The organism is Mucilaginibacter galii, assembly GCF_014635825.1.
Classification (GTDB): Bacteria; Bacteroidota; Bacteroidia; order Sphingobacteriales; family Sphingobacteriaceae; genus Mucilaginibacter; species Mucilaginibacter galii.
Genome location: NZ_BMDO01000001.1, coordinates 1,059,945 through 1,083,485, shown reverse-complemented (window position 1 = coordinate 1,083,485; position 23,541 = coordinate 1,059,945). Strand labels below are relative to the sequence as shown.

21 protein-coding genes are annotated in these 23,541 nt (G+C 44.5%); 8 read left to right on the top strand and 13 right to left on the bottom strand.

Translation table 11 applies throughout. From position 1 onward, the window contains the following. Positions 1 to 15 precede the first annotated feature (15 nt). The 6 genes from IEV61_RS04735 to IEV61_RS04715 all read right to left on the bottom strand — a co-directional run bounded on the left by IEV61_RS04735 (position 16) and on the right by IEV61_RS04715 (position 5,379). Positions 16 to 2,187, bottom strand: a complete 2,172-nt coding sequence (locus IEV61_RS04735) for an exopolysaccharide transport family protein (RefSeq protein ID WP_188414231.1) — start codon at positions 2,185 to 2,187, stop codon at positions 16 to 18. Continuing rightward, complete coding sequence (locus IEV61_RS04730) at positions 2,184 to 2,912, bottom strand: TolC family protein (protein WP_188414230.1); 729 nt, start codon at positions 2,910 to 2,912, stop codon at positions 2,184 to 2,186. Before IEV61_RS04730 ends, IEV61_RS04735 begins: the two co-directional genes overlap by 4 nt. A 147-nt stretch (positions 2,913 to 3,059) precedes the next feature. Further along, positions 3,060 to 3,518, bottom strand: coding sequence for a DegT/DnrJ/EryC1/StrS family aminotransferase (locus tag IEV61_RS20675; RefSeq protein WP_262890590.1), 459 nt, complete (start codon positions 3,516 to 3,518; stop codon positions 3,060 to 3,062). 38 nt (positions 3,519 to 3,556) lie between these two features. Then, a complete protein-coding gene (locus tag IEV61_RS20670) occupies positions 3,557 to 4,144 on the bottom strand; it encodes a DegT/DnrJ/EryC1/StrS family aminotransferase (protein WP_262890589.1) in 588 nt (195 codons plus the stop codon). Next, positions 4,141 to 4,515: a sugar 3,4-ketoisomerase gene (locus tag IEV61_RS04720; RefSeq protein ID WP_188414228.1), complete on the bottom strand. Its 375-nt coding sequence runs from the start codon at positions 4,513 to 4,515 to the stop codon at positions 4,141 to 4,143. Before IEV61_RS04720 ends, IEV61_RS20670 begins: the two co-directional genes overlap by 4 nt. Before the next feature lie 24 nt (positions 4,516 to 4,539). Further along, entirely contained in the window at positions 4,540 to 5,379 is an 840-nt protein-coding gene (locus IEV61_RS04715; protein ID WP_188414226.1) for a beta-1,6-N-acetylglucosaminyltransferase, read from the bottom strand. A gap of 206 nt (positions 5,380 to 5,585) precedes the next feature. On the opposite strand from IEV61_RS04715, the gene IEV61_RS04710 reads away from it, so the two are divergent. The 4 genes from IEV61_RS04710 to araA all read left to right on the top strand — a co-directional run bounded on the left by IEV61_RS04710 (position 5,586) and on the right by araA (position 10,476). Next, the gene (locus IEV61_RS04710) at positions 5,586 to 6,293 is read left to right on the top strand and encodes an NUDIX hydrolase (protein WP_188414224.1); all 708 of its coding nucleotides are present in this window, start codon (positions 5,586 to 5,588) and stop codon (positions 6,291 to 6,293) included. A gap of 74 nt (positions 6,294 to 6,367) precedes the next feature. Next, positions 6,368 to 8,041, top strand: coding sequence for a ribulokinase (locus IEV61_RS04705; protein WP_188414223.1), 1,674 nt, complete (start codon positions 6,368 to 6,370; stop codon positions 8,039 to 8,041). A 130-nt stretch (positions 8,042 to 8,171) separates the two neighbouring features. Continuing rightward, complete coding sequence (locus IEV61_RS04700; protein WP_188414221.1) at positions 8,172 to 8,870, top strand: L-ribulose-5-phosphate 4-epimerase; 699 nt, start codon at positions 8,172 to 8,174, stop codon at positions 8,868 to 8,870. Positions 8,871 to 8,976: 106 nt separating this feature from the next. Beyond that, positions 8,977 to 10,476, top strand: a complete 1,500-nt coding sequence (gene araA / locus IEV61_RS04695) for an L-arabinose isomerase (protein WP_188414219.1) — start codon at positions 8,977 to 8,979, stop codon at positions 10,474 to 10,476. Between the two features lie 86 nt (positions 10,477 to 10,562). On the opposite strand, the gene IEV61_RS04690 is transcribed toward araA, so the two are convergent. Next, positions 10,563 to 11,159 carry a hypothetical protein gene (locus IEV61_RS04690; RefSeq protein WP_188414217.1) on the bottom strand — a complete coding sequence of 199 codons (597 nt, stop codon included), beginning with the start codon at positions 11,157 to 11,159 and terminating at the stop codon, positions 10,563 to 10,565. A gap of 174 nt (positions 11,160 to 11,333) precedes the next feature. Here IEV61_RS04690 and IEV61_RS04685 point away from each other — a divergent pair, with 174 nt between their 5' ends. After that, complete coding sequence (locus IEV61_RS04685; protein WP_188414215.1) at positions 11,334 to 12,071, top strand: head GIN domain-containing protein; 738 nt, start codon at positions 11,334 to 11,336, stop codon at positions 12,069 to 12,071. Between the two features lie 280 nt (positions 12,072 to 12,351). On the opposite strand, the gene IEV61_RS04680 is transcribed toward IEV61_RS04685, so the two are convergent. Genes IEV61_RS04680 through IEV61_RS04670 form a run of 3 tightly spaced genes read right to left on the bottom strand, consistent with a single transcriptional unit; the run spans position 12,352 to position 15,395 of the window. Next, complete coding sequence (locus tag IEV61_RS04680) at positions 12,352 to 12,624, bottom strand: UBP-type zinc finger domain-containing protein (RefSeq protein ID WP_188414213.1); 273 nt, start codon at positions 12,622 to 12,624, stop codon at positions 12,352 to 12,354. A 10-nt stretch (positions 12,625 to 12,634) separates the two neighbouring features. After that, complete coding sequence (locus tag IEV61_RS04675; protein WP_188414210.1) at positions 12,635 to 13,672, bottom strand: lipid A deacylase; 1,038 nt, start codon at positions 13,670 to 13,672, stop codon at positions 12,635 to 12,637. Between the two features lie 7 nt (positions 13,673 to 13,679). Next, the gene (locus IEV61_RS04670; RefSeq protein ID WP_188414209.1) at positions 13,680 to 15,395 is read right to left on the bottom strand and encodes an ArnT family glycosyltransferase; all 1,716 of its coding nucleotides are present in this window, start codon (positions 15,393 to 15,395) and stop codon (positions 13,680 to 13,682) included. 521 nt (positions 15,396 to 15,916) lie between these two features. Between IEV61_RS04670 and IEV61_RS04665 the strand changes: the two genes are divergently transcribed. Continuing rightward, on the top strand, positions 15,917 to 16,096 hold the full coding sequence (locus IEV61_RS04665; protein WP_188414207.1) for a hypothetical protein: 180 nt from the start codon (positions 15,917 to 15,919) through the stop codon (positions 16,094 to 16,096). Positions 16,097 to 16,361: 265 nt separating this feature from the next. On the opposite strand, the gene lpdA is transcribed toward IEV61_RS04665, so the two are convergent. The 3 genes from lpdA to IEV61_RS04650 all read right to left on the bottom strand — a co-directional run bounded on the left by lpdA (position 16,362) and on the right by IEV61_RS04650 (position 20,475). Continuing rightward, entirely contained in the window at positions 16,362 to 17,765 is a 1,404-nt protein-coding gene (gene lpdA, locus IEV61_RS04660; RefSeq protein ID WP_188414450.1) for a dihydrolipoyl dehydrogenase, read from the bottom strand. Between the two features lie 284 nt (positions 17,766 to 18,049). Then, a complete protein-coding gene (locus IEV61_RS04655; protein WP_188414205.1) occupies positions 18,050 to 18,442 on the bottom strand; it encodes a lysozyme inhibitor LprI family protein in 393 nt (130 codons plus the stop codon). A gap of 92 nt (positions 18,443 to 18,534) precedes the next feature. Then, positions 18,535 to 20,475, bottom strand: a complete 1,941-nt coding sequence (locus tag IEV61_RS04650) for a hypothetical protein (protein WP_188414203.1) — start codon at positions 20,473 to 20,475, stop codon at positions 18,535 to 18,537. Positions 20,476 to 20,665: 190 nt separating this feature from the next. Between IEV61_RS04650 and IEV61_RS04645 the strand changes: the two genes are divergently transcribed. Next, positions 20,666 to 22,531 (top strand): CocE/NonD family hydrolase, encoded by a 1,866-nt coding sequence (locus IEV61_RS04645; protein ID WP_188414201.1) that lies wholly within the window; start codon positions 20,666 to 20,668, stop codon positions 22,529 to 22,531. 83 nt (positions 22,532 to 22,614) lie between these two features. Next, a complete protein-coding gene (locus IEV61_RS04640) occupies positions 22,615 to 23,433 on the top strand; it encodes a hypothetical protein (protein WP_188414199.1) in 819 nt (272 codons plus the stop codon). Positions 23,434 to 23,541: the final 108 nt, after the last annotated feature.

Below are 23,541 nucleotides of genomic sequence, written 5' to 3'. Positions count from 1 at the left end.
TAAGTACAGTTGAATTTAAGCCTGCTGGTCGGTAGGTACCTGGCCTTTGTCTACCTCGTTCAAAACCCATCCAATAAATTGGTTTGTAAGTCCTTTTAAATAATTAATGTGGCCTTTTTTATGTTCCTTAATGCTTTGGCCGGCTTTCATAACCGTAATTACTTTGTCGGCTACGCTTACCCACTCTTTTGATTTATTGAGGGTATTTAATGCAGGGGCTTCCACAATAATTATATCGAAAACATTTTTAAGCAAATCAAACTCGTGCTTTACATCAGCCTCTGAAGCTAACTGATACAATGAAACATCTTTACCGCGGTTGCCCAGTGTTGTAATTACCGAGTTAGAGGCAATATCGGTATTTTGTAAGGAGCAGTTAAAATAGTCTTCAATAAAGTAAGTGGCTTTAACGGCTTTGGTAATGTCGGGCCGGGTAAAATCACCATCAATAAGCAATACTTTTTTATTTACCAAAGAATAGGCATAAGCCAGGTTAAGAGCCAAAAAGGTTTTGCCTTCGTCTTGTGCAAGGCTGTTAATAAGCAATACTTTTCCGCCGTTCATTTCGGTATCAATTTCATACCTTATAGATTGCAGCAGGTTACGGAAACGCCTGTTCTCTTCACTGCCCTCATTCTCCATCCATATCTGGCGAAGGTCTAAAGTGGCGCCGCTTAACCTGTGCAGGTAGCCCAGCACAGGCGTTTTTGTAGCATTAGCAAGCTCGCGCGGGTTTTTGATGGTGTTATCCAAATAAAACAATACAAACAACACCAGTACGCAAAATATACCGCTCACCACACCGCTAATGATAACCAGTAGCATCTTTTTAGAGGGTTGTGCGCCGCCTGGCATAGCTGTTTCTATTTGGCGCAGCATAACCGAGTAGTTAGATTGCAGGCGGCTTTGGTTATACTTGTTTAGTATATCCATGTACTCGTCCTGGGCAATTTTAATAGCACTTTCATCGGCCTGTACCACGGCTTCATGCGGTACCAGTTGTTTCAGGCGGTCGTTCAGGCGTCCCAGTTCTTTTTCAATCGATCCTTCGCTGCTTTTAGCCAGGTCGTACTGAATTTGCATGGTTAGCTTTTGCTGTATCAGCGCCTGCTTGTTCACCAAAGGGTTTACAATATATTTATCGTTAGAGCGGCCTATCTGGCTGCTGATAACACGGGTAAGCGAATCGGCACGCTCTTTCAGTTCAGGTTGAAAGCCGCTTTGCACGTACTCGTTGGTCACGGTTTCCAGCTGTGCACGGGTGCTGATTACCTGCTGGTTCAGGCGTACCATGGAGGCTTCTACGTAGCGGCGGTCGGCAGGGTCAAACTGGTTATCAATATTGTTTATAGCCACTTTATAGGCTACAGCATCTTTTTCGGCTTGCTGGCGGCGGGTTTCGAAATCAGATATTTGCGAGTATAGCGAAGTAGCCTGCTCGCTCAAGTTCAATACCTGGTTTTTGATCTTGTAATCTTTAAGTTCGTTAAGGCGCTTATCTAAAGTATCTTTTTTATCTTTTGAAAGTTCGCTGTAAAAATCAACTGCCTTTTGCTGATTTTCTTTCACCATTAAAGTGTAGTACTTGATAAAGTTTTGGCATAGATTATTAACCACCAGTGCCGACATGTTAGCGTCTTCCGACTCAAACTGCACAAAGATGAAGTCGCTGTTACCGTCGCGGTATACTGTTAGTTTTTGCAACAATGATTGCTCGTCATAACGCATAGAACCCAGCAGGTCATTCAAACCGCGCTGATCGGGGTTGAAGAGTGAGAGCGGTTGGCGTTTGTCGTAAAACTCTTTAAATAACTGCAGTGCATGTGCCCTGGCGTCGCTGTTGAGCGATAGCAACGTCTTGCTGGGCTTACGGAATGGTGTTTTGCTCGATAAGTCGTGAATAATGAGCATGTACGAAAGCTGATCCATCATCCGCTTAGACCGTATCATGGCAATGAGGTTGCCAAATTCCTGACTTACTTGTGTTTCCTGTAAAAAGCCGGCATCGGGGTTTAAACTTTTAGAGGTTTGATCAACAATACCGGTGGCTATCTGCGCGTCAGATAAATAGGTATCGGGCTGGTTGCGAACCAAAAAATAAGTAATGATGACCGTTACCAGCGGTATAATGATCAGGGTGAACTTATGCCGCAGTAAAACTTTAAAGAAAGTACTTAAATCTATCATTTAATATTTTCTAATTTATCGCCCAATAGTTCTTCCAGATCTGCTTTGGCCATAAACAGGTCGGCCTCGGCGGTAATTTTAGCTTGGCTTTGCTGTGTTTGGTTAATGCGGGCTTTCGTATAATTGTCTAACGTTTCTTCGCCTTTTTCAAAGCGGTACTTTACATCTTTTAATACACTCTCGCCATCAATAGCTGCCTGCGATTGCAGTTTTACGGCAGCCAGTTTTTGAATGTACATATAGTAACGCTTTTTTACCTGCGTGGTCAGGGTAAGCATGTATTCGGCAATATCGTTACTGGCAATATTAAGCTCTTGCCTGGCCTGTTTTACGGCGTAAGGTTTTTGCAGGTACGACCCTAAATTGAAAAACAACCCGAACTGCGTACCACTAAACAGACTTGTACGGTTATTGGTACCCACAGAACCATCGGTGGTGCCGGGCTGCAGGGTATTTAAATTAAGTGTGGTATTAGGCTGGTATACATAAGAAAAGGTTAACGCATCCAGGTAAGAAATTTTTGCCCGGCTTACGTTGTTTTTGGCAGTAACCAACCTGCTATCTAAAGATTTTACGTGCGGATAGTTGGCTTTGGCTGTATTGATCAGCTTTTCGAGGTAAGGCTCAGATATATCTGTTATGATCGTATTTTGAGCCTTGAGGCTTTGGGGTACGGCAAAAACAGTAAGCAGTAAAGCAATAATAATAGTATAAGTTCTGTTCATTAATATCTGTTTACGGCAAAGGCTATAAAATAGACCTACAACGGGTAAAGTACTTAAATTACCTTTATACGGCAAAATATTTGTCGCGGTTTATTTTTTTCAAATTTAATGAGCTTTTAAATAAATTAATCAAAACCCTGCCAAATATTAAAAAGCATTAAGCGTGGCAATAACCTGTTCAATTTGCTGTGGCGTGTGCCAGTACGAACAGGGCAGGCTTAACGTGGTTTGATGAATTTCTTCGGCTATAGGGAAAGTTTGCCCGGTAATAATCGGCTGCATAGCCTTTTGGCGGTGCGGTGGTACAGGGTAATGTATTTCGGTGCCAATGCCATGTTCTAACAGGTAAGCTTTAAGCTTATCGCGCTTGGGGTGGCGTATGTTAAAAATGTGGTATACATCCTCATAGCCTTGCTGCACCACAGGCAAAATATAGTCTTCTTTTAAATTTTGAATATATAGGGCGGCCAGTTGGCGCTTATGAGCATTAATTTGATCCAATGCCTGGAGCTTAACACTCAAAAATGCGGCCTGCAATTCGTCCAGGCGCGAGTTGGTGCCTATGCGTTCGTTATAGTATTTTTTATCCGACCCGTAGTTGCGCAACTGTCTTATAACGCCCGCCAGTTCGGTATTGTTAGTAGTTACGGCACCGGCATCGCCAGGGCGCCCAAGTTTTTGGTGGGGTAAAAGCTAAAGGCGCCAAACTCACCAAAAGTGCCTGTTTTTTGCCTGTTAAACGTAGCACCGTGCGATTGTGCGCAATCTTCAATAAGTAGTAAGTTATGCTTTTGTTTGATCGCCATGATGGCATCCATTGCACAGCTTTTACCATACAGGTGTACAATCATCAACGCCCTGGTACGCGGCGTAATGGCCTGCTCTATCAACACCGGGTCAATGTTGTAGGTATGTATATCGGGCTCTACCAGTACCGGCACCAAATTGTTATTGAGGATAGCTAATATGGTGGCAATGTAAGTGTTTGATGGTACAATAACCTCGCTGCAGGGCTCAAAGTTGTAGGCTTTGAGCGATAGCGTAAGGGCATCCAGCCCGTTGGCTACGCCAATACAATGTGCCGAATTATTCCAGGCAGCAAATTCTTGCTCAAACCTGCCAACGGCCTTACCTAAAATGTACCAGCCCGAGTTTAAAAAATCATCAAACTGTTGTTTAAAACTCTCTGTGAACGGTTTGTTCAGTTCCAGCAAGTTCTCGTAAGCTATCATGCCTGGTGTTCGTAGGGGGTAAATATATAATCGGATGCATCAAAGTTAGTGCTGGCCAGTACCAGGAGTATGGCATCGGCGCTAAAGTTGGTCATTACATGCCAGTCTTTGGTCTCCAGGATAAGGCACTTACTGGGCTGATCGAGCTCTATGTGTTCAACGGTGTCGCCATCATCATTAATAATGGTACACTTACCCTGTATGCAAATAGCAGCCTGTATGGTTTGGTGATGCCTGTGACCACCGCGGGCCGAATTGTCGACCCCGTATATGTAAAACAAGCGTTTGATTTGGAAGGGGATGGCTTCGTCTAATACGGTAAGGTTGCCACGGTCGTCGCTAAAAGTTGGGATGTTTATTAAATAAGCCATAAATATACAGGTGTACCAAAGTTATTAAAAACTTTTATCGAGCGCATCTAACAAGGCGCTGCTCTTCTCTGCATTAACCTTGCGTGCAAAAAGATCGTCGCTTTGCTGTAGTTTTTCCAGATCCTTTACCTCTAAAACCTTGGGATGAGCGCCACCGGCAGACCAATCAATATAACGGTAGTCGTTATTTACCAATTCATCTTTATACTTTGAGTTCATTAATATGGTTTGAAAAACAAATTCATCGCTTCCCCAGGTAAAGAGGAAAAAACGCTCTAATTGCGGATTGCTTTCTACATAGTTTACTACGTACATAGCCCTTTCAGGGTTCATCATCCAAAACATAGCACGGCCATAAGGCTGCAGATCCAGGGGCATTTTACGTTTAGGCGTTAGTAAATTTACCAACCGCTCTATAAGATGCCTGCCTTTAAACGTGAAATTGGTGAGGTGATATTTGGTAATACGGGGCTGCGCTTCCACCCATTCGCGGTCAATGCTTTGAAATTCAATAAACTGTTTGCCTTTGTTGCGCTCAAAAAACCCGAGCATATAAGCAGCCGATTTAATAGGATAATCCTGACCGCTTAAAAAGTTAATATATTCATATGGCACGCCCGAAGCCACAATTTCCTTGATGCATTTAAAGGTTGCTTTAATCGTATTATAACCTGCCCAGCGTACGTCTTCGCGGTTTTTAATAAAGTAAACGTTTGGGTATTTTTGCAGGTACAGGTAAGGCTTAATGCTAAACTTTTTATCGACGTGGATATAGAAGTCGAATTGCTCATGAGTTATAGCTTTGATTAAACGTTCGGTTAATTGAGGGCTGGTATACGTAAGAATGAGATGTGCAACTTTCATATGTTAGTATCGGCTTCGTTGCCATATTTGCAAGCAAGCATAATTTAAGCGGTATCGATGGAAATATCGTGCCACGTTGATTACTGAGGTGTTACATTAACACTTTGATGACTATTAGTTACGAAAAAAGTGACTGAACAGACTTTAAAGCCCCACGGGTTTTTATTGTTTATCTTATTTATTACATTAGCTACGGTTACACACGCATGAAGAATAAAGCAGCGCCACACATTACCGTGGCTATAGATTGTATTGTATTTGGTTTTGATGGTTCAGATTTAAAGCTTCTGTTGGTTAAACGCGGGTTTAACCCCGAGATGAACAAATGGAGCTTGATGGGCGGTTTTGTTAACGAAGACGAAAGTGTTGATGATGCATCTACCCGTATTTTAAATAAGCTTACCGGCCTTCATGGTGTATACCTGGAGCAATTGCACACCTTTGGCGCCGTTAAACGCGATACCACCGAGCGCACCATTAGTATAGCATATTTTGCGCTGATAGATATTGCCAAGTATAAACAGCAGCTAAGCCACGATTACCATGCCGAGTGGTTCCCCATCAAGAACGTGCCCTCGCTCATCTTCGATCATGATGCAATGGTAGAAGAAGCCAAGAAACGCCTGCAATATAAAGCCGCCCTGCATCCCATCGTATTTGAGCTTTTACCCGAAAAATTTACCCTGCCACAAATACAAAGTATGTACGATGCCATTTACGAGGTGAATTTTGACAAGCGTAATTTTAGCCGTAAATTGCTTTCTACAGGTTTATTAATAAAGCTTAATGAGAAAGACAAAGCAGGGTCGAAAAAGGGAGCTTTTTACTATATGCTGGATAAAGAGAAGTATAACGAGAACCTGTACAAGATTTTTAGCCTTATAATTACGCCCGATCATCTTCAATTTTTATAAAAATTTTTATCGTATGGTTTAGAAGTTTACATTTACATTCTATTAAACGTCAAAATAACGTTTAATGTTAAACCATGACTGATAAACCTCAATATGTGATCGGTGTTGACTACGGTTCGGACTCTGTTCGCTCTGTAATTGTGAACGCTGCCGATGGTAAAGAATTAGCCACCTCGGTATTTTATTACCCCCGCTGGCAAAAGCAAATGTATTGCGATGCTGCCAAAAATCGTTTTCGCCAGCACCCGTTGGATTATACCGAAGGGCTGGAGCATACCATTAAAGAATGTATTGCCAAAGCCGGAGCCGAAGTAGCCGCACAGGTAAAAGCCATAGCGGTTGATACCACTGGCTCAACCCCGGTTGCCGTAAACGAGCAGGGTGTACCCCTGGCCTTACTGCCCGAGTTTGAGCAGGAACCTAACGCCATGTTTGTGCTTTGGAAAGACCATACCTCTACCGCCGAAGCTGCCGAAATAAATACACATGCTACTAAGTTTGATACCAACTACCTGCAATACGTAGGTGGTATATACTCGTCGGAGTGGTTTTGGGCCAAGCTGCTGCATATTTTGCGTGTTGATGAAAAAGTACGCGCTGCCACCTACTCGTGGGTAGAGCATTGCGACTGGATTCCGTTCGTGTTAACAGGCGGTACCCAGGCAAAAGATATTATGCGCGGTCGCTGCTCGGCAGGGCATAAAGGCCTTTGGGCCGAAGAGTTTGGCGGTTTGCCTCCGAACGATTTTTTTGCCTCATTAGACCCGCTGCTGGATGGTTTTACCGACCGTTTATATAAAGAAACCTATACTTCAGATGTATCGGCAGGTAACCTATGTGCCGAATGGGCCGAACGCTTAGGTTTAAGTATTGATGTGTTGGTAGGCGTAGGTGCCTTTGATGCCCATATGGGTGCCGTTGGCGGACAAATTGAGCCTTACCACCTGAGCAAGGTAATGGGTACTTCTACCTGCGATATTTTGGTAGCCCCTAACCGCGACATGGAAGGTAAATTGGTTAAAGGTATTTGCGGACAGGTTGATGGTTCGGTTATTCCCGGCATGGCTGGTTTGGAAGCCGGTCAATCGGCCTTTGGCGATACCTATGCCTGGTTTAAAAATTTAATTGCCTGGCCATTGCAAAACCTGTTAAGCTCATCAAAAATTATTGATGCCCAAACCGCAGGTGCTTTACAGGAAGAAATGATTGGAAAGATCATTCCTGAATTGAGCCGTCAGGCAGCCGAATTACCTTTAGACGAAAAAGCCGAACTTGCAATAGACTGGTTTAATGGTCGCCGTACTCCCGATGCTAACCAGCTGTTAAAAGGAACTATTACCGGTTTAGGTTTAGGCAGCGATGCTCCCCGCGTGTTCCGTTCCCTGGCCGAGGCAACCTGTTTCGGTGCCCGCAACATTGTAGAGCGTTTCCGCAGCGAAGGTGTACCGGTTGAGGGCTTGATAGGCATTGGCGGCGTGGCCAAAAAATCGCCTTACATTATGCAAATGATGACCGATGTATTGCAGATGCCTATCCGTATACACCAGTTTGAGCATACCTGCGCTTTAGGTGCCGCCATGTTTGCCGCAACGGTAGCAGGCATCTACCCTAAAGTTGAAGATGCCATGGAAGCCATGGGCGGAGGCTTTGAAAAAGAGTATCAACCACAAACTGAAAATGCAGAGTTTTATAACAAACGCTACCAGCAGTATTTAGAGTTGGGTGCGTTTACTGAAACCTTAGTATAAATAATTCCCCTATGTCATTGCGAGCGATAGCGTGGCAATCTCACGAATATATGTAGTACTGAGATTGCCACGTCGTTATCACTCCTCGCAATGACATATAAAGACAACAGACCACCGACAACAAAAAACAATGTACGAACACATACAACAAGCCGCTTACAAAGCCAACATGGAGCTGCCTAAACTGGGACTGGTGATCTTCACCTTCGGCAACGTGAGCGCTGCCGATCATGACCTGGGCGTATTTGCCATTAAACCAAGCGGTGTAGCTTACGAAGAGCTATCGCCCGAAAAAATGGTGATCGTTGATTTTGACGGTAATACCATACAGGGAACGTTAAGGCCATCGTCAGACACTAAAACGCATGCGGTACTCTATAAACACTGGGGTAAAACAGTAGGCGGCGTATGCCATACGCATTCTACTTACGGTACCGCCTGGGCACAGTCGCAACGCGATATTCCCATCTTCGGCACTACCCATGCCGATTATACCACGGTAGATATCCCTTGTGCGCCGCCTATGATAGATGAGTACATTAAAGGCGATTACGAGTATCAAACCGGTTTCCAGATCATGGATGTATTCCGCGAAAAAGGACTGGACTACAAGGAAGTGGAAATGGTGTTGGTAGGTAACCACGCCCCCTTTACCTGGGGTAAAACAGCTGCTAAAGCCGTACACAACAGCGCCGTGCTCGAAGCTGTAGCCAAAATGGCTCTGCTTACCGAACAGATTAACCCGCAAGCCCCTCGCTTGAAACAAGCCCTCATTAATAAACACTACGAACGTAAACACGGTCCTGATTCGTATTATGGACAATCTTAGTTTTTAGTTATCAGGTTATTGAGTTATTAGTTGGACGCTGACTCACTAACCTGTAATACATCAACGTCCAATAACTTAATAACCCATTAACTCAATAACTTCCTCAATGATAAACTTAAAAGACCTCGAAGTTTGGTTTGTAACCGGTAGCCAGGATCTGTATGGCGAAGAAACGCTGAAACAGGTAGCCGAGCACTCGCAGGCTATTGCCACCGGCTTAAATAATACGGCAGGTATCCCTGTTACGGTGGTTTTTAAACCAACCGTTAAATCGTCTGACGAGATATACAGCTTGATACAGCAGGCCAACAACGCCACCAACTGTATTGGTTTAATTACCTGGATGCACACTTTTTCGCCCGCTAAAATGTGGATTCGCGGGTTAAGCATTTTAAAGAAACCTATACTGCACCTGCATACACAATACAACAGCCAAATACCTTGGAGCAGTATTGATATGGACTTTATGAACCTGAACCAAAGTGCCCACGGCGACCGCGAGTTTGGTTTCATGATGAGCCGTATGCGCCTGCGCCGTAAGGTAGTGGTTGGCCACTGGCAGGAAGAAGAAGTAGCTGCACAAATAGCCGTTTGGGCCCGTGCTGCTTCCGGCTGGCACGATTGGCAAGGTGCCAAGTTTGCCCGCTTTGGCGATAACATGCGTTACGTTGCCGTAACCGATGGCGATAAGGTAGAAGCCGAACTTCAATTTGGTTTCTCGGTAAATACTTATGGTATTGGCGACTTGGTGAGCGTAATTAATGCGCTCGATTATTCGTTAATTGACCAGCAGATAGCCGAATACCACGACTTGTATGATGTTGCCGCCGCTTTACAAAAAGGCGGTGCCCAGCACCAGTCGTTAGTTGAAGCTGCTAAAATTGAAGTAGGCTTGCGTACGTTCTTACAACAAGGCAACTTTAAAGGTTTCAGCGATACGTTTGAAGACCTGCACGGCATGGTGCAGCTGCCGGGCATTGGTGCACAGCGCTTAATGGCCGAAGGTTATGGCTTTGCCGGCGAGGGCGATTGGAAAACCGCTGCCTTGGTACGTGCTATGAAAGTAATGGGTGCCGGCCTGCCGGGTGGTAACGCCTTTATGGAAGATTATACTTACCACTTCGATGGTGCTAACTCTATGGTTTTAGGTTCGCACATGCTGGAGGTTGATCCTGCCATTGCTACTGGTAAGCCTAAGGTAGAAGTTCATCCATTAGGCATTGGTGGTAAAGCCGATCCGGTTCGTTTGGTGTTTAACGTAGCAGGCGGACAAGCGCTTAACGCGTCTATTGTAGACATGGGTAACCGTTTCCGCATGATTGTGAACGAAGTGGAAGCCGTTGAGCCGGAGCACGACCTGCCTAACCTGCCGGTAGCCCGCGTATTATGGAAACCATATCCTGATATGAAAACCGGTGCCGCGGCATGGATTCAAGCCGGAGGTGCACACCACACCGGTTACAGCCAAAACCTTACCGATGAGCACATGCACACCTTTGCCGAAATGGCCGGTATTGAATACCTGTTGATAGGTAAAGAAACCAAACTGCGCGAGTTCCAAAAAGAAATTGCCTGGAACGATGCTTATTACAAACTGATCAAGTAAACGGTTTCTTGAATAAATTAAAGCCACACTCATTGTATAATGAGTGTGGCTTTATTATTTGTGCTCAAGCCATTTAATGCGCTGTTTTAACGTTTATCTACCTTAGCCCTGAAATAGCCATAGCCAATATGATGTATTTTTTGGCCGTTATTTGTTTCGATGATCTTAAAGTTTATTTTTCCATATACCGAATCATTGATTTGGTAATTGTACTTACTTAAAGTTAAAGATTGGTTTATTACCTGAAAAGTAACCGGCTTTTCTTCCTCACCAACAGTAATTGCATCTGTTTCATGATAGGGCAGTATGGTAAATAGCCTGTTATGACAATTTATAGTAAAACCGTCGGCTACAAAGCCCGAGCTTATACCTATATTAATTTTAAGTGTTTCGTTTATCAGGTAGCTTCCGCAGTTATTTAACCGAGCATAAGCTGTATCATCAATACTGCGGTACCTATTGGTACGGTAGCTCACATTACTGGTTTTAGATCGTAAAGTGTCGGCACCCCTGTGAAATATTGTACGAAAATCTCTTTGCTTATCCAGCATTTTGTAAACAGGGCTTTGAGCAATACCAGTGTCGATTTTAATATTGCCTGATTGCAACTTCGCTCGTATTTGATGCTTGCAGCCAAATAGCAGTACAGCAACTATTAAAATATAATAAGGCTTACGTTTCATACAGTTGATAAGCAGGTAACACAATATACGCTATTTAGTAAATGTGTTGCAAATTCAATGATAAGGCTATTCCATAATTTGCATGTATATACCTGCCTTAAAAATAAATTTCCACGAAAGCGTAACCATTGGCAAATTGCTCGCGTCTTATAACTATACAAAATACGAATAACCATGAAATCGATCACTAAAATCTTATTGGCCGCGGCCTTGGTAGCAGGTACAACCCAAACGTTTGCAAAACCGGCTCCGGTAGTAAAATCATATCATTTTGATACGCAAGACCGACATTTATCCGGTTTCAACTCGGTTAATATTGCAGGTTCTTTTGATGTTTATATTACCCAGGGCAATACCGAATCGGTTATTGTTGAGGCTGATGATGAAGCAATAGACAAAATCGTCACCGAGGTTAAAGGCGGGTCGTTGAAAATCTATACCAAAAGTACCAGCGGTTTTAATTGGAGCTGGGGCAACAACGACAAAAAAAGAATTGTGCGTGTAGTGGCTAAAGATTTAAATACTATCAGCCTTACAGGATCAGGAGATGTATTTTTCAAAGATGGATTTCGTACACAAAGCCTGGCCGTTAAGTTAAGCGGATCGGGCGATATTACCGGTAAAATAGATGTTAAAACTTTAGAAAGCAGTGTAGTAGGTTCGGGCGATGTTACCCTGACAGGCCGCGCCGAAACGTCATCAGTTAAAGTATCCGGTTCGGGCGATTATACAGGTAAAGACCTGTTAACCACCAGCACCACCGTAAGGGTAGTAGGTTCGGGCGATGCTTCGGTGAACGCCAGCCGGAGTGTTGATGCTTCGGTAGCAGGATCGGGCGATATTCGCTATACCGGCACTGCTAAACAGATTTCTACCTCAAAATCTGGTAGCGGCGATATTCACCGCTTCTAATCTTAAGATCTACCCCTATATATATTAGAAAGGCACATTTTATTGTGCCTTTCTAATATATGTCAGTCTGAGCCTGTCGAAGACTTAGCAAAGCGGCGAATAGTTCGACAAGCTCACTATGACAGGGTGACTATGTCATTCTTCTTACCGAAGACTTAGCAAAAAATGGGTTTAATTAGCTACTATGATATGTGGAGAACCATGTCAGTTTGAGTCTACCGAAGACCTGGCAAAGCGGCGAATAGTTCGACAAACTCACCATAACGAACTGAGCGAGTAATTAATACTCCACCATCTCTTCATCCGTGTAGCACCATAACCAGCGCTCGCCTGGTTCGGCCGATGCTATAACGGGATGCTGGCTGCGATGATAATGTTTGGTGGCGTGTTTGTGAGGCGAAGCATCGCAGCAAAGCGTAACGCCACAGGTTTGACAGGTACGCAGGTGTACCCAGCTGCTGTTGCTTTTAATACAATCTTCGCAAACGTATTCATTACCAATGTTAACTTCGGTAATGGCGCTCAGGTGGGCGCAAAGTGGTTGGTCTGCCATATGGGTTGGTTTAGTTATCGTCTTTAAATTTAAACAACTTTTTGCGGCCTAAGTCATACACTAATCTAAAGGCTTGCTGGTTATCGTTCCATTGCCCCGGCGATTGGTGGAAACTGAAAATAAATTGTCCCTTAATATGCTTGAACAGGAAAGGGGTGTACATAAGATCTATACGGTTGTAAGTCTTCTTTTCGTAAAACGAATCGCCGTAAGTAACCCGGTGCCCTTCGCCTTTGTAAAATTCATCATAAACCGCAAAGCGGCCCTTGCTGCCGTATATACTGGCTACCACACCCAAAGGTTTCTTAAACCCACCGCCGTCGTTAGTGCGCGTACGTTCTAAAGAGAGCATCCCCCCGGCTTCAACCGAGAGCGAATCAAAGGTGGTACGTTTACCAAAGTCATATCCCAGTCTTACCTGTGCTGCACCATTGTCGCGAATATGATCGCCGGGGATGGACACCGCAGGGCCGGCATCGTGCAATAGCATGAAATAGTATTTTCCATACAGCGGGCCAAACTCGTTAGGCTTGTATTTACCCGAGGAGCCGAACAGGAACTGCTCGCGGTCGGTATTGGTTTGCCGGCTTACCCAATCTAACCATATGGTAACATTGCCATGCGCACCCTGGAAGCGGGTAAGCAATCCCTCTACATTGGGGCGGTAATACATGAGGGTATCGTTCAATATAGCGCGTGGATAATCGCTTAGCAAGCCTGCCCGCGGAAACATACCTGCGTTGAACAGCCACTTACTGCTTTCAAACTTATAATAAGCCACTGGGTCTACCCGTAAAAAATAAGGTTTGGCGCCCCACTCGTGTATGCCGTTAATACCCACTACAAAATGATTCAGACTGTCGAGGTTCAAGCCAAAGTCTAAAGCTAACCGCGTGCCCGAGTAAGTGCGCGAACGTTCGGTAAAAGCTTTATACTCGCGGTTATCTAAAAAACTGAAGCCGTTAAAATTAACATCAACACTTTGCTGGGCCCGTGCCGCAAAGCTGAAAAGTAAGGCAATAATGAGGAGGTAGAAGTTTTTGATCATGCAATAGTTATTGAACGGTAAAGTTAACGATCCTGCTGTTTCGGCCGCCCGAAAAAGGTACCGTGCGGATAGAAAATATCAGATCGTAATTGCCTTTTTGGAGAGGTGCCTTGAAAATAAAAGTGTAGGGCACTTTTTGATGCGGTGCTATGACCAGGTTGTTAAAATTTGGTTTAGCCCGTTGAATGTGTTTAAGTTCTTCGCCCTGAAAAAAGCAGGCGCGTAATACTGGGCGCATCAGCGTGTCGGCACTGTAAAAATTAACTGGTTTATTGTAAGGATTTAATACCTGCAATTTAACGGCTATCTTTTCGCCGGGTTTAGCTTGTATTTTATAATGAGTGGGTTGGAAATCAATTTTTTGATAGGTTCGAACATCATTAACCCATACTCCATACCATTTACCGTTAACGGTTTCCATGCTGTCGGTAGCAATCCGGGCAATATAAGGCGACATATAATAGGCCCTTTTGTGCTGCAAACTATCTTCTATAGGCCAAATATCATATTGGGTGCGGCGGTAATGTGCCTCATCATAGGCAAAGGCTTTTAACGTATGGGTATAATAATTGTATTTGGAAGCAGATTGAAAACCCACCGGCATTACCACATAAGCATTACCTATATGCTGCTGTATTTGCTTTGCCCAAACATCGTTTTTGTAGTAACCTTCTAATGCTCTTAAACCGGTAACAGCCGGTATGCCCGCAATAAGCGCCAGCCGGAACGCAATAATGAGTGCGGAATTAACCAGCGCCAGTTTATATACCCACCTGGGTGGCTGGCTGCTTTGCCGCATACGTATCAATACTAATAATACCAGTGGAACAAAGCCTATGAGGGTCCAGTGGGGTTGTACGTTGCCTTTGAGTGTATTAAACAAAAAGAACAGGAATATACCGATACCGTTATAGATCAACGCGCGTATAAAAGCGTCTTTTTTTACCCTGACACCCAGCACATAATAAAACAGGAACCAGCCCACTAGCGGACCTGCCATGAGCAACTGACCCGGGAAGAAAAGATAGGTATGGGCAAAATCGTAAGTTTCGGATGAACGCTCGAACAGGTGATAGGCTACTGAAGGATAACCATGGTGCACCTGCCATAAAATATGCGGCAAATACAAAATAGCGGCCAGCACCGGTATTACATAAAACGAACGTCTTCTAAGTAATTGTAAATTAGAAAACACGGTAAAAACTATCAGCAGCACCGCATGGTATTTACTGTATAGCAAGCAGGCTACCACCAGGCTTAACAACAAGGCTGTGCGCAGGCTATCTCTGCGGGTATATTTTAGGTATAGGTAGTAAAACAGGACGGTAAAAAATAACAAAGGCGCATCGGGCGTGGTGTTGAAGCCATAGATATGGAAAGCAAATATGCTGGCCATAATTACCAAAAACCACCGCACATCGGCCTGGTAACGGCGGGCTATTAACCACATTACATACACCGAAATACTGCTGGTGATCACAGTAAGCATACGCAAACCTAATTCGGTAGGCAGCAGGCTATCGCCGAGGCGAATGAACAGCGCCACCATAGGCGGATGGTCATAATAGCCCCAATCTAAAAAGCGGGAATAAACCCAGTAATAAGCCTCATCGGAGTGAAGCCCCAGGGTAGCAGCCTGCAACGCGTTCAGCACCGTCCACCCTAATAAAAAATAAAGAATATATCTGGCAGACGTATGGTTACTCAGCTTATCAGCAAACATGTTTTAACAGTTGTGCGGCAAAGGTAGGGATTTATAGTGGAGAAGCTTATATACTCAAGTTAGTGCATATTGAATTCGTGTGTTGCTGATGAAGTTACTTCGTATGCTATGGCCGCAGAGGCCTTTGTTCTTTTTCTTGATAAAAAGAACCAACAACTAAGCGTTAGCGACCTCATGAACGCCTATGAAACAAACAACAGTGAATTATCAAGTCACCTACCTATGCTTCTTTTCGCACCATGCCATTGCGCTGAAAAGAAGGGTACTACCATGGGTGGGCAACCCCTCCATAACCCTCCCCAAAAGGAGAAGGGGTAAGAATTTTTTCAATTCCCTCCTCGGGGAGGGGTGCGGCCGGATAGTGCGGTGGAGGGAGGGGTTTGACAGCTATGGTTAGTGAGCCACTTCATTAAACCCCTCCCTGCCCTCCCGAGGGAGGGAATTGAAAAGGCCTATTAAAAAGATCCCTCCTTGGGGAGGGTTGCGGCGGGATAGTGTGGTGGAGGGAGGGGTTTGACAGCATGGTTAGTGAACGCTTCATTAAACCCCTCCCTGCCCTCCCGAGGGAGGGAATTGAAACAAGACATAAGAGAGAAGTAGCGTTGTTCGGCAACACTACTACCAAAAAGAAGCGCGGGGCTGCCAGCGCACCCGGCCGGGAGTTGGCCTTGTGGGCAAAGGCAGGGATTGCGCTGGCTTGATTTTTTTGTTACTTTTTGTATCAAGACAAAAAGTAATGGGCTTCTCGCGGCCAAGAGCGAGACGAAGAAGGTTCATCAGCCCAAAACAAAGTTCAAAACGCACTAACAAATGGACCTGACTAACCGCTCGAACAGGATTTCTCACTATCCTTTGAAATGACGAGATGAATTGAAATTAAAAAAAGTGCAAGATCATCAGACCTTGCACCTCAAAATTTTAAAGTCAACCGAGCAACTACTCACTCGATCAACCATTCCCCAACCCTTAAATATGTATAGCCCTGTTATCCGTAGCCGCTAAACAAGCTTCGCGGATAGCCTCGGTATAGGTAGGGTGGGCATGGCTCATGCGCGAAATGTCTTCGGCACTGGCACGATACTCCATGGCTACTACACCTTCGGCAATCATATCGGCCGCACGCGGGCCAATCATGTGCATGCCTAAAATTTCGTCGGTGGTGGCATCGGCCAGTACTTTCACAAAACCGTCAATATCCATGCTGGCACGTGCGCGTCCGCTGGCTTTGAACGGGAATGAACCCGATTTATATTTTACACCTTTTTCTTTCAACTGCTCTTCAGTTTGGCCAACGCTGGCTACTTCTGGCCAGGTATAAACCACACCGGGGATGAGGTTGTAATTAATGTGTGGTTTTTGTCCTGCAATAATTTCGGCTACAAAAGTACCTTCATCTTCGGCTTTATGGGCCAGCATAGCACCGCGGATCACATCGCCAATGGCATAAATACCTTTAACGCTGGTTTCCAGGTGCTCGTCAACCGTAATTTTTTTACCGCGTTCTTCTACCGTAATGCCAATGTTTTCTAAACCTAATTTATCGGTATAAGCCACACGGCCTACAGCTACCAGGCAGTAATCGCCTTTCAGTTCTTTTTGTTCGCCTTTAGGAGTATCAAAAGTAACGGTTACTTCATCGCCGGCAACACTGGCGCCGGTTACTTTATGGCCCAGGTAAAACTCCATGCCTATTTTAGTGAGGCTTTTTTGCAGTTCTTTACCCAATTGTTTATCCATGGTAGGGATAATGGCATCCATATATTCGATCACCGATACCCTGGCACCTAAGCGGGCGTAAACCGAACCTAACTCCAAACCAATAACACCACCACCAATAAGGATCATGTGTTTAGGTACTTCGGGCAGATTTAAGGCTTCGGTAGACGTAATAATGCGTTTTTTATCAACAGGTAAAAACGGCAGGCTCGATGGTTTGGAACCGGTGGCAATAATCACGTTCTTACCGGTAATGGTTTCCTGGCTGCCGTCTTCTTTGGTTACAACAATGGTGTTTTTGTCTTTGAACGAACCCATACCCTGGTAAGAGGTAATTTTGTTCTTTTTAAACAAAAAGGTAATACCGCCGGTGGTTTGCGCAACCACTTCGTTTTTACGGTTTACCATCTGGCTAAAATCAACCGAAAGGTTATCGAGGTTAATACCGTGCGTTTTAAAGGTGTGCGCTGCATTGTGGTAGTGCTCGCTCGAATCAAGCAAAGCTTTTGACGGTATACAGCCTACGTTTAAGCAGGTGCCGCCAAAAGTGCTGTACTTTTCAATACAGGCAGTTTTTAAACCCAGTTGGGCACAACGTATGGCAGCCACATAGCCACCCGGGCCCGAACCTATAACGATAACATCATATTGCATAACAGGAAAGTATTTGTTAGTGCCCAAAGGTAATATTACCTGCTATAAAACGGGTAATATTTTAGTAAAGATTAAGCAGGATTCGCTAAATAAGGACAGTGCATGACGGCTATACGTTAAGCTTATCCTTTCTTTCTACTGACGGACTCCAGACTCAAAACTAACTGACTTGTTACGGGCGTTTCCCTTCGGGCCGGGCCATTTGCTCATACTGCACAGGCCTTAGCCACGTGGCCGGTATCCGCGCCTGTCCCTAACGCAAACTGCTGGCTCCAAGATATACCTCACCTGGTTTTTACAGAACCGTTGCACACGTCGCCCTCGGGGATGCCTTCCAGCCATACCTTCAAAAACTTGGTGCGGTTAAGCGTGTAAACTTCCAGGTAACCGGCCCTGCACATAGGCTCTACGCTGCCATAGCTACCCTCTTGCGGAAACTTGGCGGCTACATCAGCATCCCTCAATTGTATCCATAGGCGCTGCGCCGCTTTCAGGTTTTTAATAAACTTAGTGTCTTTGGCATATTGCCGCAATATCATTTGATAAACGGTATTGAGCTGCTTATCGGCCTTGGTATAACCAGCGTAAGCATCGGCATTCATCTGTCCCTGGCTTTGTGCGTAGCCTCCTGCAGAAAGCATGAATAAAAATAACAGTGCGGTAAGTAAGATTTTCATAGTAGTGTATTGCGTGATTTATGTTTTGCTATCACATTTTAAGCCAAACATTATTTAGTAGGCATTACACTAATATGAATACCGCACCTTTTTTAATTTCCGGCCATTAACAGCGGTTTGGTATAAGCGAACTGTATGGTTTTGGTTCTCCACGAAATTACCGATTGCTTATCCTCTCCCTGGTTTATCCTGAAAACGATGGGTTTAACCGGGATGCTGAGTTCTTTAATTTCATATTGCCCCGAAGCCGAACCGGTTAACAATAATTTTTGTTCGGGCGCAAGCTTTACCACACCCAAAAAGTTACCTACGGTAGCGCCTATGGTACCCGCCTGCATTAATGTTGAAAAAATAGGGCACTGCGCTCTGAAAGTAACATCACTAAATAGCTGTTCAAGCGGTCCGTTATTCATGGTAGCCCGGTAGCTAACAGGGTCAACCTGTACGTTCAACAGTAAGTTGTTGCCCTGGGTAACCGGTGTTATGTTAAGTGTTGATGAACTTGCAGGGATACTGGCCGCAATACTGGTTCTTATGGTTTTGCTGTACCTGGCGAAGCATAAAAAAATATGACCAAGGTCCAGCGGAGTCATTTCCAGATCGGCTTTAAAATTCACATTGACATTACCGTTGTACTGTAACGAAATTTTAGAAAGGTCATCGTTAAGGTGAATTGATGAAAAATTAACACTTCCGTTTCCACTGCCGCCGGCATCCACTTTAAAACGGCCCAGTGCTACAAAATCTGTGGCACTACGCCAAATGTTGCAGGCACCTATTTTTGCTATATTTTCAGCCTCGTGAGCAAGATTTGCTGCGTTACGCGCTGTTTGCCAAATTACTCTTTCTGCTTCACGTTTTATAACACAAGCTCTTCTGGAAGCTGCACAAGCCGGATCTTCAACCCTAACTCTTCGACAAAATGGACATACACCTATGGTAATCCTGCGCATACAATTCCAATCGCAGGCATCACCATTAAAAGCAGGGTATGAAAAATCGGTACGTACGGCCTGACAGTTAATTTTTGATTTTTCCAGTTCCACTTTTTCGTTCACCTGCATGGGTGGCAATAACAGGTTACGGCTTACGGTAACAGGGTTTGATAAAGCTTGGTTAACCAAACCTGCCAGTTCAGATTTTCTTACCATGGCTACCACCGCTGCGCCTTTGGGCAGGGTATCTAAATTGTTTAACCAGTGTTGTTCAAACTTTTTGGTGTACTCGTTAAATTTTTCCTTCAGTTGCTTTGGACTGTAGCTTGCTATACCTGCCGGCGGAGCCGGTGGTGTGTTTGGTTGCTTATTGGTAAGCTCTATTAACGTAGTAATACCTTCGCTGCCTATTTTAACGGCACTTTTTTTATTGTAACGGGCCAGTTCAACAGGAGTAGCACTTATCCGTAGCGCTGTATCTTTAAAAAGCCTGGTTACATCAAACTGGTAAACTTGCTTTAGCGGTACATAAAAGGCGAACGGTTTTCGTAAGAACAAGGCATTAGCGGTGGTCATGAAATTGCGAAGCGCAGGCACAATAATGGCCACTAGTGCCTTTTTGGTAAGGCCGGGCTTTTTTATGTATTTAATGTTTTGAATATCCAGCCAGTTGAGAGCGGTTCGTAAAAATAACGAGTCGCCTTCTAAAGAGGTGGCCGCTACGCCTTTAAATTCGCCTGCTATAGTAATATCATACTTAACAAGCGTAATGTTGAAATCGCCCCTGATAAACACACCTTGCTGGTCAAGCTCCACAGTAGGGTCAAGTTTGGTGATGATCAGGTTTTCATCGTTGATAGATTCTGCGTTCTTCTTTATCTCGGCAGGCAGGTACTCCATTAAAAAAGACTTATCAATATGGGCTCCTACATGCGGCGACATGCTATCCAACTGCGCCAGATTTTTTTCAATAGCGAGGTATTGCTGGCTGGTGGTTGAAACCGGTTTAAATTGGTTAACCTGTTGTTCAAGCGTTTTACAACTGTAAAAGAGTGCAAGCAGCACTACGCCTGTAAAAATAGCAAGGTTCTTTTTCATGATAATGGGTTGAAAGTCTGCATGCTAAGTTGCAGCTATTACCCGGAGCGCAGCTTCCTGAACCACCTTAATAATAAGGGTATTTTTACCTTATGCAACCATTTACAAAACAGACAAAATTCCCATTGAAAAATCTGATTAGGCACGAAACCATTAACTGTGTATATTTAGCAAGCTAAACTATTAACTGATGAAAAACATCTATTCCCTGCTACTGGCGCTTACTGTAGCCTGCACTACCGCATTTGCACAAGGCGGCAACTACGCACAAGAACACTACACCAAAAAAGACGTGTACATTACCATGCGCGATGGTATTAAGCTGTTCACCTCTATTTATACGCCTAAAGATGCCTCGGCCAAAAAGAAGTACCCTGTTATTATGCAGCGTACCTGCTACAGCGTGGCACCTTACGGGGCAGATAAGTTTCCGTCTAAATTAGGCCCGTCTGATGAAATGATGAAAGCCGGCTACATTGTGGTTTACCAGGATGTGCGCGGCCGCTGGAAAAGTGAAGGTACCTGGACCAACATGACCCCGGTTATAGACAATAAGAAAACCAAGAAAGATGTAGACGAAGGCTCCGACACTTACGACACCATTGACTGGCTGGTCAAAAACGCCGCCTTTAATAACGGTCGCGTAGGGCAGTGGGGTATTTCTTATCCTGGCTTTTACACCGCAGCGGGTATCCTGTCAAACCACCCGGCGTTAAAAGCTTCATCGCCGCAGGCACCTATATCCGATTTTTGGTTCGATGATTTTCACCATAATGGTGCGTTGCTTGAGTCTTACTTTTTTACCTACCCGGTGTTTGGTGTACAAAAGAAAGATACCACCAGTAAAGCCTGGTATACCATGGTGAATACTGCCGGCGCTAAAGATGGCTACCAGTTTTTGCTGGATATGGGCCCGCTAAGCAATGCCGATAAATATTATAAAGACAATTTCTTTTGGCAGGAGACCGTAAACCACCCTAACTACGACGAGTTTTGGCAAAAGCGCGATCTGCTGCGCCATTACGGTAAAATAATGCCGGCCGTGATGCTGGTAGGTGGCTGGTACGATGCCGAAGATCTGCGTGGTCCGCTGGCTATTTTCAAGACCATTAACAAGCAAGATCCATCGGCATACAACACCATTGTGATGGGACCGTTCGGGCATGGCCGTTGGTCGCGCGAAACGGGGCACACCCTGCACAGCAACGTTTACTTTGGCGATAGCATTGCTACTTTCTATCAAAAGAATATCGAGGCTAAATTTTTCGACCACTTTTTGAAAGGCAACGGCGATAAAAACAGCGGACTGCCTAAAGCCTATATGTACGACACCGGCAAAAAGCAATGGCAAACCTACACCCAATGGCCGGTACCCGCTGCCAAACACGAAAAACTGTTTTTAAGTGCCGATGGCAAACTGCCCATGAGCCAGCCCGATGCCACCGCTTCTACATCTTTCATAAGCGACCCATTGAAACCGGTGCCTTACACCGAGGATAATACCACCACCATGGGCTTCACACCGCACAATTACATGAGCGAAGATCAGCGCTTTGCAGGCCGTAGACCTGATGTACTGGTGTTCCAAACCGATGTATTGAAAGATGATGTAACCCTGGGCGGCGAAATTATGGCCCACCTCAAAGTAGCCACCACCGGCACCGATGCCGACTGGATTGTGAAACTGATAGATGTTTACCCCGCAGATGAGCCAAACCATGCCTATATGCCTAACAAGAATATTATTTTGGCCAATTACCAGCAAATGGTACGTTCCGAAATTATGCCCGGCCGGTTCCGTAATAGCTTTGAAAAACCGCAGCCTTTCATCCCAAATACCAAAACCAATGTGGATGTAAAACTGCAGGATGTACTGCATACCTTTAAAAAAGGCCACCGCATTATGGTGCAGGTACAAAGCACCGCTTTCCCGCTGTGGGCACGCAATCCACAAAAGTTTGTAGAGAATCCGTATAAGGCTGCTGAGGCAGATTATATCAAAGCCACGCACACGGTTTACAATGATAGTTTTATTGACGTAGAAGTGCTAAAATAAATCATGACGAGTTTAATTAACAAGCACTTACGCAAACAAAAATGCGGCATAAGTGCTTGTTAATTAAACTTAAACATCATGATATGGGCTACGATATTAGTTACCATCCTATAACCGAAACGGAAATTGATCAATGGTATTGGGGACTGGATTTTACCAAAATTGTTGAGCGCGATTATGCTGCCATTGATGAATTGGCACGGCAATACGGATTAGAAGATTTTTACCGGCAAAAATATGCCGAGCTGCTTGATGTAGCGGTGAATACACAGCCTGATGACGCTTTTGAAAATACGCATGGCTATTATATTGCAGTAATTCAAGGCTTGTTTCGTAAATACTTTTATACCAGGGGATCTGCATTTTCATTCTTAATGCTCGAAAAGCCCGATTTTAGGAAATATACTAAAGCTTGGGAAGATGTATTGGGCAGCAAGGCCGAAAATAAGATACGCAATCAATTGAACAGCAATTACAGTTCGGGTGTATTTATCCCTGCCGATCAAGTGGTGCAGCTGTTAAACGATTATGAGCATGATGCCCTGGTAAAACAGCATTTGGATGATTTCTATTCCGAAAAAAGGATCAACGTTTTTGTTAAAGCATTAACATTTGCCGCAGAAAACAATTGTGGCCTGTTAGAAGCCTCGGATGTGGTGGAACCTAATCCGCTTGACTTAGATAAATCGGTGTGTTATTCTGATCTCTTAAATTGCGATATTGAGGGGGCGTTACTGTACCAGGAAGTGGCACGGGAACAGTTAAAAGAAATTGAACAGCGGGAGAACTTGCCTGAAGGGCATATAGAAAGAAATTCGACTTACCAGGTAAATAACATTGCACCTGTTGATGAGCCCGTGGTAGAAAAGAAAGGATTTTTTCAGCGGTTGTTTGGGAAGTAGGGGAGCGAGGTTTTAAAGAGCGGAGAGCGAGGTATCCCACTTGTCATGCTGAGTTTGTCGAAGCATTCACCGCTTGGTTAGGTCTTCGACAAGCTCAAACCGACAGGT

Excerpts from the sequence above, each read along its gene's own strand:
- IEV61_RS04735 (WP_188414231.1), bottom strand. The coding sequence starts at position 2,187 with ATGATAGATTTAAGTACTTTCTTTAAAGTTTTACTGCGGCATAAGTTC.
- IEV61_RS04730 (WP_188414230.1), bottom strand. The coding sequence starts at position 2,912 with ATGAACAGAACTTATACTATTATTATTGCTTTACTGCTTACTGTTTTT.
- IEV61_RS20670 (WP_262890589.1), bottom strand. The coding sequence starts at position 4,144 with ATGATAGCTTACGAGAACTTGCTGGAACTGAACAAACCGTTCACAGAG.
- IEV61_RS04720 (WP_188414228.1), bottom strand. The coding sequence starts at position 4,515 with ATGGCTTATTTAATAAACATCCCAACTTTTAGCGACGACCGTGGCAAC.
- IEV61_RS04715 (WP_188414226.1), bottom strand. The coding sequence starts at position 5,379 with ATGAAAGTTGCACATCTCATTCTTACGTATACCAGCCCTCAATTAACC.
- IEV61_RS04710 (WP_188414224.1), top strand. The coding sequence starts at position 5,586 with ATGAAGAATAAAGCAGCGCCACACATTACCGTGGCTATAGATTGTATT.
- IEV61_RS04705 (WP_188414223.1), top strand. The coding sequence starts at position 6,368 with ATGACTGATAAACCTCAATATGTGATCGGTGTTGACTACGGTTCGGAC.
- IEV61_RS04700 (WP_188414221.1), top strand. The coding sequence starts at position 8,172 with ATGTACGAACACATACAACAAGCCGCTTACAAAGCCAACATGGAGCTG.
- araA (WP_188414219.1), top strand. The coding sequence starts at position 8,977 with ATGATAAACTTAAAAGACCTCGAAGTTTGGTTTGTAACCGGTAGCCAG.
- IEV61_RS04690 (WP_188414217.1), bottom strand. The coding sequence starts at position 11,159 with ATGAAACGTAAGCCTTATTATATTTTAATAGTTGCTGTACTGCTATTT.
- IEV61_RS04685 (WP_188414215.1), top strand. The coding sequence starts at position 11,334 with ATGAAATCGATCACTAAAATCTTATTGGCCGCGGCCTTGGTAGCAGGT.
- IEV61_RS04680 (WP_188414213.1), bottom strand. The coding sequence starts at position 12,624 with ATGGCAGACCAACCACTTTGCGCCCACCTGAGCGCCATTACCGAAGTT.
- IEV61_RS04675 (WP_188414210.1), bottom strand. The coding sequence starts at position 13,672 with ATGATCAAAAACTTCTACCTCCTCATTATTGCCTTACTTTTCAGCTTT.
- IEV61_RS04670 (WP_188414209.1), bottom strand. The coding sequence starts at position 15,395 with ATGTTTGCTGATAAGCTGAGTAACCATACGTCTGCCAGATATATTCTT.
- IEV61_RS04665 (WP_188414207.1), top strand. The coding sequence starts at position 15,917 with ATGGTTAGTGAACGCTTCATTAAACCCCTCCCTGCCCTCCCGAGGGAG.
- lpdA (WP_188414450.1), bottom strand. The coding sequence starts at position 17,765 with ATGCAATATGATGTTATCGTTATAGGTTCGGGCCCGGGTGGCTATGTG.
- IEV61_RS04655 (WP_188414205.1), bottom strand. The coding sequence starts at position 18,442 with ATGAAAATCTTACTTACCGCACTGTTATTTTTATTCATGCTTTCTGCA.
- IEV61_RS04650 (WP_188414203.1), bottom strand. The coding sequence starts at position 20,475 with ATGAAAAAGAACCTTGCTATTTTTACAGGCGTAGTGCTGCTTGCACTC.
- IEV61_RS04645 (WP_188414201.1), top strand. The coding sequence starts at position 20,666 with ATGAAAAACATCTATTCCCTGCTACTGGCGCTTACTGTAGCCTGCACT.
- IEV61_RS04640 (WP_188414199.1), top strand. The coding sequence starts at position 22,615 with ATGGGCTACGATATTAGTTACCATCCTATAACCGAAACGGAAATTGAT.